Here is a 15923-nt window from a genome sequence, read left to right on the forward strand (position 1 = left end):
GGCCCAGCGTTCCGCAAACGCAGCCAAGGACATCAAGGCGCTGATCACGACATCGAACGGCCAGGTCCAGCAGGGCGTGCAGCTGGTGGGTGAAACGGGTCGTGCGCTAGAAACCATCGTTGCCGAAGTTCAGGAAATCAACCGTCACGTCCTGGCGATCGTGGATGGCGCGCAGGAACAGTCCTCCGGTCTCCAGCAGATCAACACGGCTGTGAACCAGATGGACCAGGACACGCAGAAGAACGCAGCCATGGTGGAAGAGCAGACGGCAGCCAGTCATACGCTGGCCCGCGAGGCGGCCTCGCTCAACCATCTGCTGGGCCAGTTCAAGCTGGGCGGCGGTTACGAAGCGCCGGTGCGCCAGGCCACGCAGGCAGAACGTCCCGTCCAGTCTCCGGCGCGTGCGCTGGGCCGCAAGGTGGCGTCTGCCTTCAACGGCAATGCCGCGGTGAAATCGGACTGGGAAGAGTTTTGAGCCTGATGGCTTGAACGACCCGATGATAAGGTGAAGATCAAAACCGCCCGCGCGTGTCGCGGGCGGTTTCCTGTATGGGGATTTCGTTATCGCGTTGAATGTCGTAAACGAAAATATCAATATGGTTGCAGGATGCGGGTGCAGATGAATACGAACGACAGGGTTGACGACAAGGAGCGGCAGGCGCCCCGTCGCGGTTTCGGTGTCTCCACCGTTTATGAGACGCTTCGTAATGAAATCATCGAGCTCAAGCTTGCACCGGGTAGCCCCATTGACGAGGTGCAGCTTTCCGACCGGTTCGAGTTGTCTCGCACGCCGATCCGCGAGGCGCTGGTCAAACTGTCTGCCGAAGGGCTGATCACGACCCTGACGAACCGCGCAACCATCGTGTCGCAGATCGACTTTCTCGGTTTGCCGGAATTTTTCGACGCGCTGACGCTGATGTACCGCGTTACCACGCGGCTTGCGGCGGCAAACCATACGGCGGATAATATCGTCACCATCAGGGCATTTCAGACGTCGTTCGAAAGGGCGGTCGATGAGCGCGACGTGCTGGCGATGATTTCCACCAACCGCGATTTTCATCTTGCTATCGCCTATGCGGGCGGCAACCGCCACTATTGCGAGCTGTTCACCCGGCTTCTGGACGAGGGGCGTCGCATCGTCCGCCTCTATTACTCCTCCTTCAATGATGTGCTCCCGCGTGATTACGTCAGCGAGCATGAGGACATGATCCAGACGATCATCTCGCGGGACGTCGAACGGGCCGATAAGGTGGCGCTTGTTCATGCCGACCAGATCGTTCAGCAAATCCGGTCCTATATTACGGCCGATACGAGACAGAGCGTCGATATCCGGCTCTGAGATTGGGTGGGAAGCGATATCCCGAGGCTTCGAAATACGAGTGTTAGGGTTTGTATTTTATTTGTCGACAGTAACGCGTTTCCTTGGTAGTGAATGTCTTATGTTTGATTGGAACGAGGCGACGACAATGGCAGATACGATTTTCACTGGCTGCATTCCTGCTCTCATGACGCCTTGCAAGGCGGATCGGACCCCCGATTTCGACGCCCTGGTCAAGACGGGCAAGGATCTGATCGCCGCCGGCATGTCGGCTGTCGTCTATTGCGGTTCCATGGGTGATTGGCCGCTTCTGACCGATGCGGAGCGCCAGGAAGGTGTGCGTCGGCTGGCCGAAGCGGGTATCCCGGTGATCGTCGGCACGGGCGCCATCAACACGAAATCGGCCGTCAGCCACGCAGCCCATGCGGCGCAGGTCGGTGCCAAGGGGTTGATGGTCATTCCCCGTGTCTTGTCGCGCGGTTCGTCTTCATCCGCGCAGAAGGCACATTTTTCGGCCATTCTGGAAGCGGCGAATGGCCTGCCAGCCGTGATTTACAACAGCCCCTATTATGGCTTTGCCACCCGTGCGGACCTGTTCTTCGATCTGCGCTCGCGTTACGCCAACCTGATTGGTTTCAAGGAGTTCGGCGGCAAGGCGGACATGACCTATGCGGCTGAAAACATCACCGCTGGCGATGACGACCTGACCCTGATGGTGGGTGTCGACACCGGCGTCTATCACGGCTTCGTCAATTGTGGCGCGGGTGGTGCCATCACCGGCATCGGTAACGCGCTGCCAAAGGAAGTCCTTCATCTCGTGTCTTTGTGCCAGAAGGCGGCAAAGGGCGACGCGACAGCGCGTCGTGATGCGCTGGAACTCGAGGAAGCACTGACCATTCTGTCGACCTACGATGAGGGTCCGGATCTCGTGCTGCACTACAAATATCTGATGGTGTTGAACGGTGACACGGAATACGCGTTGCACTTCAATGAGAGCGACGAATTGAGCGCTTCCCAGCGGCGTCAGCTCGAAACGCAATATACACTCTTCAAGTCCTGGTACGCTTCGCGTTACGCAGGCTGATCTGCAGCTTTAGCCATGATCTTGTGTTGAAAAATGCGCCCCGAAAGGGCGCATTTTGCTGTTCACCGTTCAGGCAACCTGCTTTTCAGTCATGTCGGTTGAGATGTGTTCGCGAGCCGTCAGGTAATCGACCAGATCCTTGATCGTTACGACGGGCAGGCCGTGACGTTTCGCAAAGACGAGCAGTTGTGGCAGCCGTGCCATGGTCCCATCGTCATTTGCGATTTCGCAGATCGTGCCGCTGGGGAATTTGCCGGCCAGACGGCAAAGATCGACTGCGGCCTCGGTATGGCCCGTGCGCCCGAGAACGCCAAGCGGATGGGCGCGCAACGGGAAGATGTGCCCCGGACGGGCAAAATCATCCGGCTTGGTTTCAGGCGATACCAGCGCGCGAATGGTGGTTGCGCGATCGCTGGCGGAAATGCCGGTCGTGGTACCCGGAATATAGTCCACCGATACGGTGAATGCGGTTTTGTGAAACTCGGTGTTGCGCGGCACCATCAGCGGAATATCGAGTTCGTCCAGCCGTTCGCCCGGAACGGCCACGCAGATGAGGCCGCGAGCATGGTTCATCATGAACGCAATCTGCTGTGGCGTGATACTGTCGGATGCGACGATAATATCACCTTCGTTTTCACGATCCTCGTCATCCACGACGATGATCATCTCACCGTGCGCAATGGCTGCTATCGCATCGTCTATTGTCGAAATGGTCATGTCTTGCCTTTCAAGGGTTCTGCCGTTTCCGGCACTTTCGCGTTTTTGGAAAAACGCCAAGTCTCCCTTGGGCGAACAACGCAGCATAGCCCGCTGTTTGCGGGTTTCTGCCACCTCGTTCTCTTCCATCCGGACTATACCGTCGGCTCCGGCATCTCACCGGATCTGCTGACCTTTCGGTAAAACCGAAAGCGCTCGCGGGCTGCGGGTAAACCCGATACCGCCGGTGGGGAATTGCGCCCCGCCCTGAGAACAGGTGAAGCATAGAATAGGGACGTGCAGTCAAGCAAGATGAAAATTATCCTTCACAATGCCAATTTGGGAAAAGAATTTGCGCTGTGAGCCGTCTCGCAACAGTGGTGATCATCTACCGTCCTGATGGATGCCATCCTCATCAAACGCGGTCTTGGAGCTGAGCTTCTTGGCCTATCCAGTCAATCGAGATTGAGAATGACCAAGGCCAGCTTCTCCACGACCTGATGGTCCGCCGTGAGGGCGGGGCCAGAGGACACAAGGGGCCTGTCATGCACCTTCAACCAGATGACGCCTTATTTGACCAATCGAGCTGCGGTTTTCGCTCCGCTGTCGCCGCCGTCGTAGGATTTCAGCGTCCAGTTGGCGGAATTGATGATCATGGTGTTGACCACCAACGAAATCTTGTTGGCCTGATTGGTGGTTGAATTATAGGTCACATCGCGGTTGGGAAGATAGATGATACCCTCCAGCGTCTCGCCGTTCGATCCGTTGAAGATGTATTGGCGGGTGTTCGATCCAACGGTCATGTTGCTTGTTTTCTCAAACATCAACACGCCCTTGTAGGTGCCGCTCGTTGGTGGCGAGGCTTTGAAGGTGAGGCCCCCATTGGCGCGGATTTCGCTGTCGATGTCGGGAAAATAGAACGTCACACCATTTGCGATGACCGTCGAATTGCTGTTGATGATCATGCGTCCCTTGACGATGTGAAGACCTGGTTCGAAGGTGACGGTTGGACTGCCGTTGAATGTCAGATCGCAATGCATGCCCGGCTTGATCGACTGCGTTTGCCCGTCCTTCGTGCCGCTTTCGGTGCAGGTGCTCGGGAGTTTCGGCTCGGCTATTTTACCGGCATATGGATCGGTGGCCGCGTTGCAGCCGACCTGCAGGTTGCTCAGCGTGCCGCCATTCTTGATGTACTGCGTGCCCTTTACACAAAACCGTGTGGTGTCGATCGTCGAGCCACTGTTCATGATGAATGCCGGATTGCTGACGGACTGGACGTCTATTCCGCAGTCTTCGCTCTTTACCCGGGCACCGGAGTTGACCAGAACCGCCTGATTTTGATTTCCGAGAACGTAAAGACAGGCACCGGCCGATTTCGCCTTCGGCGCAAAAGCCGTGGCCGACACCGAAATAAGCATCGTGTTCATGCCGATCAGCGGCAGAAATGACGGTTTGAAGTCTGCCCTATAGTCACCTGTGACACTTCCATCCGGATTGGACGCCACCGACACGGCATTCTTTAAATCAATGGTCTGACCGTCTTGGGAGACCAGATCGCCTAAAAAATTCTCGATTTCGCTTCTTTGTGCCTGGGGCGTTGCCTTCGTTGCAGCGGCCAGAACGCCGGCGTCAAGCTTTTCCTGCAAGTGCCTTTTTTCGGTCATGGCATTCATGACATCAACCGCCCCCCCGGCTGAGACCAGCAAGATTGGCGCCATCAGGGCTGCAAGCATCCCAAAATTTCCACCGCTGTCACCGATCAAATGTCTATGTTTCGCCCATAGCGCGTAAACTTTCGAACCTATTGTCACGATGTGAAGCCCCATAAAAATACATACTGTATATTCAATAATTTCAATTATTTAAAAATATAAGAATATGTAGGATAACTGTTATATTAAGAATTCGATATCGTTTTTAAGAATGTGGAATCAGTTCTATTCTGCCCGCTGCCGTCGCCGGCCTAACCAGCGGGAGACGAAGGCCGCCGCTTGGGTTGAGCGCGCAAGATCCATCGAAATCTCATTATATTAGGGAACCGTCAGGGGCGGTGAACATTCTCTCTGGTGAGCAGCCCAGCCATCGGCAATCCAACGCCAGGACATGCGCTTCGGGTTATCTTCCCCTCAATCCTTTAAAAGGGAAATTCCATGACAGAGCGCAATGATAGCGAAAATTCGCCCAGCACTGAAAACGCATTGAGGGCTCAGCCTCCCGGCAGCGGACAGTTTACGCCTGAACAGCATCACGCTGAAGGTGGCGAGCTGCACCAGAAGGTTCCCGGCGACGATGCTGACGATGGCGCGTTTCTGACCGATAACTTCGGACATCGGATTTCCGATAACCAGAACAGTCTGAAGGCGGGGAGCCGAGGCCCCACGCTTCTTGAGGACTTCGTTCTAAGAGAAAAAATCTTCCATTTCGACCATGAGCGGATCCCCGAGCGGATCGTACATGCGCGCGGATCGGGCGCTCATGGCGTTTTTGAATGCACCAAGAGCATTCCCGGCCTGACGAAAGCCTCCATTTTTCAAAAGGTCGGCAACGCCTGTCCGGTCTTCGTCCGCTTCTCCACAGTTGCTGGCGGTGCAGGGTCGGTCGACACCCCCCGTGACGTCAGGGGCTTTGCCGTCAAGTTCTACACCGAGACCGGTAACTGGGATTTGGTCGGCAACAATATCCCGGTCTTCTTCATCCAGGACGCGATCAAGTTCCCTGACCTCATTCACAGTGTCAAGATGGAGGCAGACCGAGGCTATCCGCAGGCAGCATCAGCCCATGATACCTTTTGGGATTTCGTTAGCCTGATGCCGGAATCCATGCACATGATCATGTGGGCTATGTCTGATCGCACGATACCGCGTTCTTTCCGAATGATGGAAGGCTTCGGCGTTCACACCTTCAGGTTCGTGAATGAGAAAGGCGAAGGCAAGTTCGTGAAGTTCCACTGGAAGCCTCACCTCGGTCTGGCATCTACGACATGGGACGAAGCGGTCAAAATTGCAGGCGCAGATCCGGATTTCCAACGCCGTGACCTGTTTGAATCCATCGATAAGGGCGACTTCCCCGCCTGGGATCTCGGCATACAGATCTTCGATGAAGAGTGGGCAATGAAGCAGCCCTACGACGTGCTGGATGCAACGAAACTCATTCCTGAAGAAGACATTCCCGTCGAGATTATCGGGAAAATGACCCTGAACCGCAACGTCGATAACTTCTTTGCCGAGACGGAACAGGTCGCGTTCCTCCCAAGCAACGTCATCCCTGGTATCGATTTCAGCAACGATCCTCTGTTACAGGGACGACTGTTCTCGTATCTCGATACGCAGAAGTCTCGCTTGGGAACTACGAATTTCCACCAGATCCCGGTCAACGCTCCCAAGTGTCCGTTTCATAATTTCCAGCGCGATGGCCTTATGCAGACGCTTGTTCCGAAAGGACGGGCGAACTACGAGCCCAACAGCTTGTCTGAAGCCGGCGAAGACAGCGGGCCTCGTGCATCCGCGACGAGTGGTTTTGCGACCTTTCGTGAGAACGCTGAACGGAATGACCCAACGCAGAAGCTGCGCCAGCGCGACGCACTGTTTGCGGACCACTACAGCCAGGCCCGCATGTTCTTCAACTCGCAAACGAATAACGAGAAAGCCCATATCGTTTCGGCACTCGTTTTTGAACTTTCCAAAGTTCAGATGCCGCACGTCAGAACAAACGTCGTTTCCAATCTCCGCAACATCGATGAGGGGCTAGCCCAAAGAGTAGCGGATGGTTTGGGGATAGACTTGCCGGAAAAATCGACGCCCGCAAAACAACCGATCGACATGGCGACGTCGGACGCATTGTCCATTCAGAAGAACGACCTCAAAACGCTGCAGGGCCGTAAAGTCGGCATCCTCTTCGACGAAGGATCTAACAAGGCGTCCATCGACACGCTAGTGGCCGATATTGAAAAAGCAGGCGGAACCGCTTTCCTTGTTGCAAGAAAAGTTGGCGGCTTGAAAGTCGATGGCGGGGAACTGAAGGCCGATGGACAATTGGCTGGCTCACCATCGTTCATTTTCGATGCCGTCGCTTCGGTCCTGGCGCCTGAGGCCGCTGAAAAGCTCAAAAAGGAAGCCGCCGCGGTACAATGGTTCATGGATGCCTACGGGCATTGCAAAACCATCGGCTATTGCAAGGCGACCAAGCTGCTGCTTGATCGAGCCAATGTCGAAATCGATGACGGCGTTGTCCCCATCGAGCAGTTCATGAGCGTTGCGGCACAAAGGCACTGGGACAGAGAGCCTTCCGTCCGAGAGCTTCCATAAAGTCCCTGTGACGACTGTAGCGGCACCTAGTGCCGCTACAGTCCCGCTTAGCAAGGGCAGAGCAACGGGCTTTGTTTTGTGTCACGTTCTTGGTGTCAAAAGGTGAAAATCATCTTGTCCGACCCGACCATCAAGCCTGCGGCTGCTTCGTCTTGCGCAAATATGGCAGCACCGTTTCGAATGATCCAAACCGCGTTATCGCATCCTCATTGGAGACCGCAGCCGTAATGATCACGTCGTCCCCCTGTTTCCAGTTGGCAGGCGTGGCGACTTGATGTTTTGCCGTCAGCTGGATCGAGTCGATGGTGCGCAGGATCTCATCGAAGTTACGGCCTGTCGTCATCGGATAGGTGAGGATCAGCTTGATCTTCTTATCAGGGCCGATGACATAGACGGAACGCACAGTGGCGTTATCGGCAGGTGTGCGTCCTTCGGAGCTTTCGCCCGCATCATCCGGCAGCATGTCATAGAGCTTGGCGATCTTGAGGTCCTTGTCGCCGATTAGCGGGTAGCCAACCTCAAAGCCGGTTGCCGTCTGGATGTCCTGCTTCCATTTCGAGTGGCTTTCCACCGGATCGACCGAGATACCGATGACCTTCACATTGCGTGCCTTGAACTCCCCATCGAGACCGGCCATCGCGCCGAGCTCCGTGGTGCAGACGGGCGTGAAATTCTTGGGGTGGGAAAACAGAACAGCCCAGCTGTCTCCGATCCACTCGTGGAAACTGATCGATCCCTGTGTTGTGTCTGCTGTAAAGTCGGGGGCAGTCTGATTGATCCGCAACGTCATGGCATGCTCCAGCATAAGTTATGGGCCGATATTCACCTTTTACCCAACAGAAGTCGCCAAATAATCATCCAGAATAGTGCCGATATCGAGGAGAAATATTCGCTTGCTAACATCTGCCGGCAATCATTTTGCGCGTCCCACCCTGTTGCAACTCTGCCGCACCTTAAGGTTTAGTGACGCCTGATGCATGAAACGGGGTTGGCGTTTCGATAAACGCCGCGTATTCTGCTTCCAGCAACCTGAACGAGGGAGGTATTCGATGGCATATTTTTCAAACTCCCCGGTGGCTTCAGCCTCAAAGAGCTGACGCTCTCTTTCTTTTTTCTTCAAGAGATCGCCACACGACAACCGGTAAGCCCGGTTCCTTCTGTCTTTTTCTGAATTTCTTTCGCGCAGCGACATAGCGCGGATTCCCTTTTCATTCTTTTCATGGGACCGGCCGCTGCCGGGTGCTTATCATGTCATTTGGTTTGAAATTACGCCGAAGTCAGGCGTTCCGCAGCGTTTTTCGCTTCTGTTGGCAGCATTGGCGCAGGCAGCCCGGTCGTGTTGCTTTCATGCTTGTCGCCGTCTTGTTTTCAACGCTGGCCGACGTGCTGACGCCGATGTTTGCCGGTCAGCTGGTCGACGCCGTCGTATCGGGTACGGCAAACGATCCTGATGTGTGGAACAATGCGCTCACTGCATTTTCATGGCTTATGGGCCTCGCCGTTCTGGCGGTCATCCTGCGTCATGCGACCTTCATGACGATCATCAGCTTCACGCTGCGATCGATGACGGATATTGCCGCCGACTCGTTTCACCGCATCCAGCGCTTTTCCTCCGATTGGCACGCCAACAGCTTCGCAGGCTCTACCGTGCGTAAGGTGACACGCGGCATGTGGGCGCTCGATCTGTTGAACGACACGGTATTCGTCGCGCTGTTTCCTTCCATCGTCATGCTGATCGGCTCCACCGTTCTGATGACATGGTACTGGCCAATGATGGGTCTGCTCGTCGGGCTCGGTTCCGTGCTGTTTGTGGTCATCACCGTCTGCATGGCGCTTGGCTACGTTGCGCCGATGGCCAGTCTTGCCAATGCCTGGGATACCCGGCTTGGCGGATCGTTGGCCGATGCCGTGACCTGCAATGCGGTGGTCAAGGCATTCGGTGCCGAGGAACGTGAGGACCTGCGCCTGACACGTGTCATGGGCAAGTGGCAGGACAGAACAAAGCGCACATGGACGCGTGGCACCATCAACGGCACCCTGCAGGCGGGCCTGCTCAGCATCATGCGGGCAGGGGTGATCGGTCTTGCGCTTTTACTGTGGGCCAGTGGGAATGCCAATGCCGGTGATATCACCTTCGTTCTGACGGCCTTCTTCATCCTCCAGGGCTACCTGCGTGAGATCGGTATGCATATTCGCAACCTGCAACGCTCGGTCAACGATATGGAGGAACTGGTGTCTATCCATTCGCAGCCGCTTGGCATCGATGATGTCGCCCATGCAAAAACGCTTGTCATCGATGAGGGGAAAATCGAATTCGAGCGGGTGAGCTTCCACTATGGCAAACATCTCGCACCCCTCTACAAGGACTTTTCGGTCACCATCAAGCCGGGTGAGCGGGTGGGTCTTGTGGGTCATTCCGGTTCGGGCAAGACGACCTTCATCAAGCTGATCCAGCGGCTGCATGACGTCAGCGATGGCACTGTCAGCATCGACGGGCAGGATATTTCGCAAGTGTCGCAGGCATCGCTGCGCCAGCAGATCGCCATCGTGCAGCAGGAACCGATCCTGTTTCATCGCTCACTTGCGGAAAACATCGCCTATGCGCGGCCGAACGCCACGCAGCTCGAGATCGAGAACGCCGCAAAGCTGGCAAGCGCCCACGGCTTCATCACAGCGCTGCCGAAGGGTTATGGCACGCTGGTGGGTGAGCGCGGTGTCAAGCTTTCAGGTGGGGAGCGCCAGCGGATTGCAATCGCAAGAGCGTTTCTCGCCGATGCCCCGATCCTCATTCTCGACGAGGCGACGTCCAGCCTGGATTCGGAATCGGAAATGCTGATTCAGACCGCGATGGAACGGTTGATGCTGGGGCGGACGACACTGGTTGTCGCGCACCGTCTATCGACGGTCCGCTCGCTCGATCGGTTGCTGGTGTTCAGCCACGGAACGATTGCCGAAGAGGGCACGCATGTCAGCCTCATCCAGAAGAAGGGTGGCATTTATCGCGGTCTCTTCGAGCGTCAGGCACTGGAACTGACGAAGGGACTGGTTCTGGATGTCGCCGAATAGACGGCGCTGGTCCACGGCCTTCATGGATGCCGTGGACCCTGTACCATCAACGCAGGCCAGTTCTGGCGCGACGTGTTTCAAAATCGAATCGAGAACAGGGACGCTGTCATCGACGCCCTGCTGGTTCGGGATCGTCAACAGCAGGGCGTCGGCCTCAGCGACGGCTTCATCTCACGTCAAGTTTTCCCTTTCGAATAGTGCGCGGCTACGCGATATCTGCAGGCAAAAGACGGTTTCGGCCGGAAAATTGCCGCCTTGAAAATTCGACGAAATCGAGCACGGCTTTCGATTTTTCATTGGCCTGCCAGCCCACGACGAGTTCCACCTCGTCCGGTATCTCCGTCAGCGCACGGTAGACCAGATGTGGGCTAAGATTATGGGCGAGCCAGGAGGGTGCGATTGCGATACCGACGCCCGCAGCGACAAGCGTCGCGATTGCGAGGGTGTGGGACACTTCCTGAACCACCATCGGATAAATGCCGGCACGACGAAATGCGTCCATGATGACATGGTGATAACTTGCGCCGACCGTTGGCGCGTAGGTGATGATGGGTTCTCCAGCAAAATCCTTGACGCCGATACTGGTTTGTTCCGCAAGCCTGTGATGCTTTGGCAAGACGGCGACGAAACCCTCTCGCAGCAAATGTTCTGTCTTCAAAAAACCGGCAGGGTTTGTCGGCCGAATGAAAGCGACTTGCACATTGCCGTTCTGAAGCATCTCCAGTTGGCTCGCAGTTCCCAGGAGTTGGACGTCCACCTGTATCGCCGGATATTTCGTGTGAAACTGAGCAATGACGCCTGGTAATACGTGGGACAAGGCGACATGGACGCCGCTGACGGAGATCGTTCCACTATCGTCGCCAGAAATAGAACGGGTGTGCGTGACCGCCCGATCTATCCCCCCTAGGATTTCCATGGCGTGCCGCAGGAAGATTTCTCCCGCTGGTGTCAGTTTCACGCTTCGCGTCGTTCGAAGAAAAAGGGGGGTTCCAATGCGGTCTTCAAGCTGACGGATCTGCTGGCTGAGAGGCGCCTGGGCCATGCCAAGCCTGTCTGCCGCACGACTGAAGTGCAGTTCCTCCGCAACGCAGGCGAAATAATGAAGGTGACGAAATTCGATGCCATATTTCATATCCTGTAGATATCAATACCCGGCTTATTTTGTAATAGATAATAATCTATTCCCGTGATTATCTTAAAAAAAATATAGAAAAAACGGGAATAGCTGAAACATCAGTTCCAGAAAACGGAGCCCAATGACACGCTTCTGGTTGCTAAAGATATTGCGCACGGCGTTGACGCTGTGGTTTGTCGTTACCTTCACATTCGTCGTTCTGAGAACGTCCGGCGACCCGGTGGTGGCTTTGGTCGGAGCCGACGCCACCCCCGTTGAAATCGAGCAGTTTCGTGCGCTCTGGCGTCTCGATGACTCGCTGTGGGTCCAATATCTGCGTTATGTCGGGCAGATGGCAACCGGCCAGTTCGGTATCTCTTACCGCGACGGTCGCGCGGTGATCGACATCATTGCAGAACGGGTACCCTGGACGATCATGCTCGGCCTGTTCGCCTATGCCGGGGCAATTCTCATCGGTATCCCGGCGGGCATCGTCGCGGCGATCAAACGCGGATCTCCGTTTGACAACCTCATCATGGCCACTGCCGTCTTCGGTTTTGCCATTCCGAACTTCTTTCTCGGAATTCTTTTGATCCTTCTGTTTTCACTGGGTTTGCAGTGGCTACCGAGTTCTGGAACCGGCACCGTCTGGCACATCCTGATGCCCGCTCTCACCCTTGCGACGTTCACGGCTGGCACACTTGCCCGCTTCACCCGATCGGCAATGCTGGAGGTGCTCGACAAGCTTTATATCCGCGCTGCGGCCGCCAAGGGGGTCAGCTATTGGAAGCGTATCGTGTTCCACGCCCTTCCTAATGCAGGCATTCCCATCATCACAATCGTGGGGCTCAATCTCGGCGAACTGATCGGTGGTGCGATTGTGGTCGAAACCGTGTTTGCGTGGCCGGGCGTCGGCAGACTGCTTGTCACTGCGGTTTCATCTCGCGATCTCGCAGTCGTGCAGGGCCTTGTCCTTGTCATGGCGGTGACAATGGTGACGGCAAACCTCATTGTAGACCTGCTTTACGGTTTGCTTGACCCGCGCATTCGCGTCTCGAACTAGGACGAACACGATGAAGCGCACGTCTCCCATTCTCATATTTGCTGTGATCGTGCTTTTGCTCGCAGCATTTGTCGCAATTGTCGGTAACATCTTCACATCGCACGGCGTCACGCAGCAAAACCTGCTGGCGCGCCTGAAACCGCCAGCATTTCTGGGCGGGAATCCCGATTTCCCCCTTGGTACCGATCGTATTGGTCGCGACATGGTGGCCCGCGTTATCGCCGGTCTGCAAATGTCTCTGACGGTGGCAGTCGCAGGCACCATTATCGGAGCCGTGTTCGGCTCCCTCATCGGCTTTGTTGCCGCACATTTTCGGGGCTGGGTCGATGAAGTGCTGATGATGCTGGTCGATTTTCAGGCATCGCTGCCGTTTATCCTGATTACGCTGACCTTGCTGGCATTCTTCGGTAACAGCCTCACCCTGTTTATCCTGTTGATGGGACTGTTCGGATGGGAAAAATATGCCCGTCTTGCCAGAGGTGTGGTGCTTTCGGCGGTCAATCAACCCTATGCCAAGGCAATCGTCGCGCTTGGAGCGGGAAACAGCAGGCTGTACTTGCGACATGTGCTGCCAAATGTCGCCAGCGCGCTGATCGTGCAGGTCACGCTGACCTTTCCGCAGATCATTCTGCTTGAGACGTCACTGAGCTTTTTGGGCCTTGGCATTCAGGCGCCTCAGACAAGCCTCGGCCAGATCCTTGGCGACGGCCGTGACTATCTCTCGACCGCCTGGTGGATTTCGGTTTGGCCCGGCACGGTCATTTTCCTCGTAACACTGTCAATGAGCATTGTCGGCGACTGGCTGCGTGACCGGCTTGATCCGATGCTACAGGGCCGAAACGCATAAATAGAACGCGACCAAGGAGCGTAGAATATGTTTACCAGGCGTGAAGTTGGAAGTCTTTTTCTCGCAGCGGGCGCGGTTACCCTCGCGGGCCGTGTGCCATTGGCGCAGGCCCGGCAGCGACCAACCCTCAACATCGCAGTTGATAATCTATGGGCCACGATGGCGCCCATCAACGGCATCTCCACGACATCGCGTCGCATTTTCCCCAATTTCTACGACACGCTGGTCGAGCGCGATTACATCAATGATGAGAACGGTCTGATCTTCGCTCCCAAGCTTGCGACAAAATGGGAGCAGAAGGGAAATATCTGGTCATTCACGCTGCGCGAAGGCGTGAAATTCCACGATGGCAGTGAAATGACAGCCGAAGATGCGGTCTTTACCCTGTCACCTGAGCGCCTTTGGGGCGAAAAACCGTTCGAACCGCGCGGTAAGACGTTTACGGCGGGATTCAAACGTGTCGAAGCGACCGGAAAATATACGTTCGAGATCGAGACCGTGGCACCTGACCCCAATATCCCGGCCAAACTGACGGGTTACGTCGGTTTCGTCGTTCCGAAAAAATACTATCTGGAAGTGGGCGTCGATGCCTTTGGCCAGAAGCCCATCGGGACAGGACCTTACAAGGTTACGACGTTTCGGTCCGGCGAGATCATGGTGCTGGAGGCGTTTGACGACTATTGGGCGGGGCCACCGCCGGCTCAGACAATCAACTGGAAAATCATTCCGGAATTTGCCGCCCGCATGGCAGGTCTCGTGTCCAAGGAATTCGACTTCATCGTCAACATTCCCACCGATCAGGAAGCCTCTCTTGAGAGCTATGACGGTGTGACGCTGAAGCGTGTCCTGGCGGATAATTATCCCGCACTTGCATTCAATACACGGCCCGATCCGGTCGACAATCCGCTTGTCGATCCCAACCTTCGCTATGCGATGGTGCAGGCGATCGACATGAACGCCATCGTGCAGGCGCTGTTCAATGGAACGACCGAGCACCCGGCGGTGCCGTTCAACTTCAAGGAATATGGCAAGTTTTACGACCCGAATTTGCCGGTCAAGCTGCCCTATGATGTGGAAGCTGCCAAGGCGCTGGTCGCAAAGACAAAATACAAAGGGGAACCTTTGCTCTGGCACATCACGCGCCAGTTCTATCCGAACTACGAAGCTGCAGCCGAAATCATGATTGAGCAATGGCGTGAAATCGGCGTCAATGTTCAGGCTCAGGTGTTGGACAATTTCGAGCTGGTTTATCGCAGGCCGTACCACATGATGAACATGTCGATGAGCTCGGACTTCATTCCGGGTGATCCCTATCAGCCACTCTGGCTCGATTGGGGCCCAACGGCGTCCCGTTCGACGGCGACCTGGAAGACCTGGGATCCAACCCCCGAGTTCATCGAACTCGGCAAGAAATTCGATGCCACGACGGAGTTCGAAGACCGGAAAAAGGCCTATCTGGCGCTTTCGGATGAATGGCAGCGGGTAACGCCCGGGTACTATTTCTGGAAGAGCGTCTATAATTGTGCGCATCGGGACGGGATAGAGTTCCGCCTCAAGCCCAATGGCGAAATGCGCATCTACGGCGATTACTTCAAGTTCGTATGATGGCAACCGTGCAGAAAAATGCCCTCAAGGACATGACGTTCGCGGAGTTTCGCGAACGCCTTCCTGAAAAGCCCGTCATGCTGCTTCCTTTCGGGAGCCAGGAAGAGCAAGGGCCTCATGCTCCGATGGGGGATTTCATGCTGACTGAGGCCATCGCGCTCAAGGTCGCCGAACTGTCAGGCGCTGTCGCTGCTCCGACCATTCCCTTTGGTTATGCGGATTTTTTCAAAACGATCCCGGGTGGCATCCAGTTGAGGCCATCGACATTTTCGGCTGTCGTTGAGGATATGGTCAACGCCTTCCTGGACCACGGTATAGAGCATATCTTGATCCTTAACGGTCACACGACGAATGCATCGCTGATCGATCAGGCGGTGCGCCGCATTCGGGCAGAGCGTGGCGTGTCAGTGGCGTCTATCAATCTGTGGCAGTCCATACCGGACACCTTGTGGAAAGATCTTTATGGTCCTGCGGTGGCCGAGGCACGCGGTCACGGCGGCGAACCTCTAACCTCGGTGTACATGCACCTGTTCCCGGATTTGCTGCGAATGGACCTCAGAAAACCGGCAGGTCGTGCCAAGGCATTCGGACTTCCCACCGGCGGCGTCAACACTGTGCAGTTCGAGGGCATGCCGGTTCATGTGCCGCTCAACTGCCATGAAGTGAACGCCGACGGCATGCTGGGTGGGGACCCCGAACTGGCAAGCGCCGAAAACGGCCAGCGGATCGTCGAACATCTCGTCGGTTTCTGCAGCCGGTTTGTCGACCATATGCGCGCGTGGGATATGCGCTCCCCTTCCCACCAGACACAAAAGGCGATGTGACC

The 15923-nt window shown here is 55.8% G+C and carries 14 protein-coding genes, 1 pseudogene and 1 riboswitch; of the genes and pseudogenes, 9 read left to right on the forward strand and 6 right to left on the reverse strand.

Going from position 1 to position 15923, the window contains the following annotated elements; genetic code table 11:
* The 3 genes from EKM04_RS12620 to EKM04_RS12630 form a co-directional block, all read left to right on the forward strand.
* A partial coding sequence (locus tag EKM04_RS12620) for a methyl-accepting chemotaxis protein (RefSeq protein ID WP_252094058.1) occupies positions 1–475 on the forward strand: 475 nt, incomplete at its 5' end.
* Positions 476–619: 144 nt separating this feature from the next.
* A complete protein-coding gene (locus tag EKM04_RS12625; RefSeq protein ID WP_183894700.1) occupies positions 620–1339 on the forward strand; it encodes a GntR family transcriptional regulator in 720 nt (239 codons plus the stop codon).
* Positions 1340–1466: 127 nt separating this feature from the next.
* Positions 1467–2402 (forward strand): dihydrodipicolinate synthase family protein, encoded by a 936-nt coding sequence (locus tag EKM04_RS12630; protein WP_174154168.1) that lies wholly within the window; start codon positions 1467–1469, stop codon positions 2400–2402.
* 69 nt (positions 2403–2471) lie between these two features.
* Here the strand turns inward: EKM04_RS12630 and ribB are convergent, their stop codons facing one another.
* Both ribB and EKM04_RS12640 read right to left on the reverse strand, forming a co-directional pair.
* Positions 2472–3119, reverse strand: coding sequence for a 3,4-dihydroxy-2-butanone-4-phosphate synthase (ribB, locus tag EKM04_RS12635; protein ID WP_183894702.1), 648 nt, complete (start codon positions 3117–3119; stop codon positions 2472–2474).
* A 113-nt stretch (positions 3120–3232) separates the two neighbouring features.
* Positions 3233–3377, reverse strand: a riboswitch (FMN riboswitch).
* A gap of 290 nt (positions 3378–3667) precedes the next feature.
* Entirely contained in the window at positions 3668–4831 is a 1164-nt protein-coding gene (locus EKM04_RS12640; protein WP_234910897.1) for a TadE/TadG family type IV pilus assembly protein, read from the reverse strand.
* Positions 4832–5248: 417 nt separating this feature from the next.
* Here EKM04_RS12640 and EKM04_RS12645 point away from each other — a divergent pair, with 417 nt between their 5' ends.
* Positions 5249–7402 (forward strand): catalase, encoded by a 2154-nt coding sequence (locus EKM04_RS12645; RefSeq protein WP_183894706.1) that lies wholly within the window; start codon positions 5249–5251, stop codon positions 7400–7402.
* 130 nt (positions 7403–7532) lie between these two features.
* Here the strand turns inward: EKM04_RS12645 and EKM04_RS12650 are convergent, their stop codons facing one another.
* Together EKM04_RS12650 and EKM04_RS12655 are read right to left on the reverse strand one after the other, a co-directional pair.
* A complete protein-coding gene (locus EKM04_RS12650; protein ID WP_183894708.1) occupies positions 7533–8192 on the reverse strand; it encodes a peroxiredoxin in 660 nt (219 codons plus the stop codon).
* Between the two features lie 123 nt (positions 8193–8315).
* Positions 8316–8594, reverse strand: a complete 279-nt coding sequence (locus tag EKM04_RS12655) for a hypothetical protein (RefSeq protein WP_183894710.1) — start codon at positions 8592–8594, stop codon at positions 8316–8318.
* Between the two features lie 56 nt (positions 8595–8650).
* On the opposite strand from EKM04_RS12655, the gene EKM04_RS12660 reads away from it, so the two are divergent.
* Positions 8651–10468 (forward strand): ABC transporter ATP-binding protein, encoded by a 1818-nt coding sequence (locus tag EKM04_RS12660; protein WP_183894712.1) that lies wholly within the window; start codon positions 8651–8653, stop codon positions 10466–10468.
* Between the two features lie 57 nt (positions 10469–10525).
* Here EKM04_RS12660 and EKM04_RS12665 read toward each other — a convergent pair.
* Both EKM04_RS12665 and EKM04_RS12670 read right to left on the reverse strand, forming a co-directional pair.
* Positions 10526–10639, reverse strand: a pseudogene (locus EKM04_RS12665) (LLM class flavin-dependent oxidoreductase); the annotation flags it as partial.
* Between the two features lie 34 nt (positions 10640–10673).
* Positions 10674–11600, reverse strand: a complete 927-nt coding sequence (locus tag EKM04_RS12670) for a LysR family transcriptional regulator (protein WP_183894714.1) — start codon at positions 11598–11600, stop codon at positions 10674–10676.
* Between the two features lie 124 nt (positions 11601–11724).
* Between EKM04_RS12670 and EKM04_RS12675 the strand changes: the two genes are divergently transcribed.
* The 4 genes from EKM04_RS12675 to EKM04_RS12690 are packed head-to-tail and all read left to right on the forward strand — an operon-like array spanning position 11725 to position 15921.
* Complete coding sequence (locus EKM04_RS12675) at positions 11725–12645, forward strand: ABC transporter permease (protein WP_183894716.1); 921 nt, start codon at positions 11725–11727, stop codon at positions 12643–12645.
* Between the two features lie 10 nt (positions 12646–12655).
* Positions 12656–13492: an ABC transporter permease gene (locus EKM04_RS12680; RefSeq protein ID WP_174154159.1), complete on the forward strand. Its 837-nt coding sequence runs from the start codon at positions 12656–12658 to the stop codon at positions 13490–13492.
* Between the two features lie 27 nt (positions 13493–13519).
* Positions 13520–15097 carry an ABC transporter substrate-binding protein gene (locus EKM04_RS12685; RefSeq protein ID WP_183894718.1) on the forward strand — a complete coding sequence of 526 codons (1578 nt, stop codon included), beginning with the start codon at positions 13520–13522 and terminating at the stop codon, positions 15095–15097.
* Entirely contained in the window at positions 15097–15921 is an 825-nt protein-coding gene (locus tag EKM04_RS12690; protein WP_234910898.1) for a creatininase family protein, read from the forward strand. Before EKM04_RS12685 ends, EKM04_RS12690 begins: the two co-directional genes overlap by 1 nt.
* The last annotated feature ends 2 nt before the right edge of the window (positions 15922–15923 follow it).

This window comes from Rhizobium skierniewicense Ch11 (genome assembly GCF_023757665.1).
Classification (GTDB): domain Bacteria; phylum Pseudomonadota; class Alphaproteobacteria; order Rhizobiales; family Rhizobiaceae; genus Agrobacterium; species Agrobacterium skierniewicense.

Excerpts from the sequence above, each read along its gene's own strand:
- EKM04_RS12625 (WP_183894700.1), top strand. The coding sequence starts at position 620 with ATGAATACGAACGACAGGGTTGACGACAAGGAGCGGCAGGCGCCCCGT.
- EKM04_RS12630 (WP_174154168.1), top strand. The coding sequence starts at position 1,467 with ATGGCAGATACGATTTTCACTGGCTGCATTCCTGCTCTCATGACGCCT.
- ribB (WP_183894702.1), bottom strand. The coding sequence starts at position 3,119 with ATGACCATTTCGACAATAGACGATGCGATAGCAGCCATTGCGCACGGT.
- EKM04_RS12640 (WP_234910897.1), bottom strand. The coding sequence starts at position 4,831 with ATGCTTGCAGCCCTGATGGCGCCAATCTTGCTGGTCTCAGCCGGGGGG.
- EKM04_RS12645 (WP_183894706.1), top strand. The coding sequence starts at position 5,249 with ATGACAGAGCGCAATGATAGCGAAAATTCGCCCAGCACTGAAAACGCA.
- EKM04_RS12650 (WP_183894708.1), bottom strand. The coding sequence starts at position 8,192 with ATGACGTTGCGGATCAATCAGACTGCCCCCGACTTTACAGCAGACACA.
- EKM04_RS12655 (WP_183894710.1), bottom strand. The coding sequence starts at position 8,594 with ATGTCGCTGCGCGAAAGAAATTCAGAAAAAGACAGAAGGAACCGGGCT.
- EKM04_RS12660 (WP_183894712.1), top strand. The coding sequence starts at position 8,651 with ATGTCATTTGGTTTGAAATTACGCCGAAGTCAGGCGTTCCGCAGCGTT.
- EKM04_RS12670 (WP_183894714.1), bottom strand. The coding sequence starts at position 11,600 with ATGAAATATGGCATCGAATTTCGTCACCTTCATTATTTCGCCTGCGTT.
- EKM04_RS12675 (WP_183894716.1), top strand. The coding sequence starts at position 11,725 with ATGACACGCTTCTGGTTGCTAAAGATATTGCGCACGGCGTTGACGCTG.
- EKM04_RS12680 (WP_174154159.1), top strand. The coding sequence starts at position 12,656 with ATGAAGCGCACGTCTCCCATTCTCATATTTGCTGTGATCGTGCTTTTG.
- EKM04_RS12685 (WP_183894718.1), top strand. The coding sequence starts at position 13,520 with ATGTTTACCAGGCGTGAAGTTGGAAGTCTTTTTCTCGCAGCGGGCGCG.
- EKM04_RS12690 (WP_234910898.1), top strand. The coding sequence starts at position 15,097 with ATGGCAACCGTGCAGAAAAATGCCCTCAAGGACATGACGTTCGCGGAG.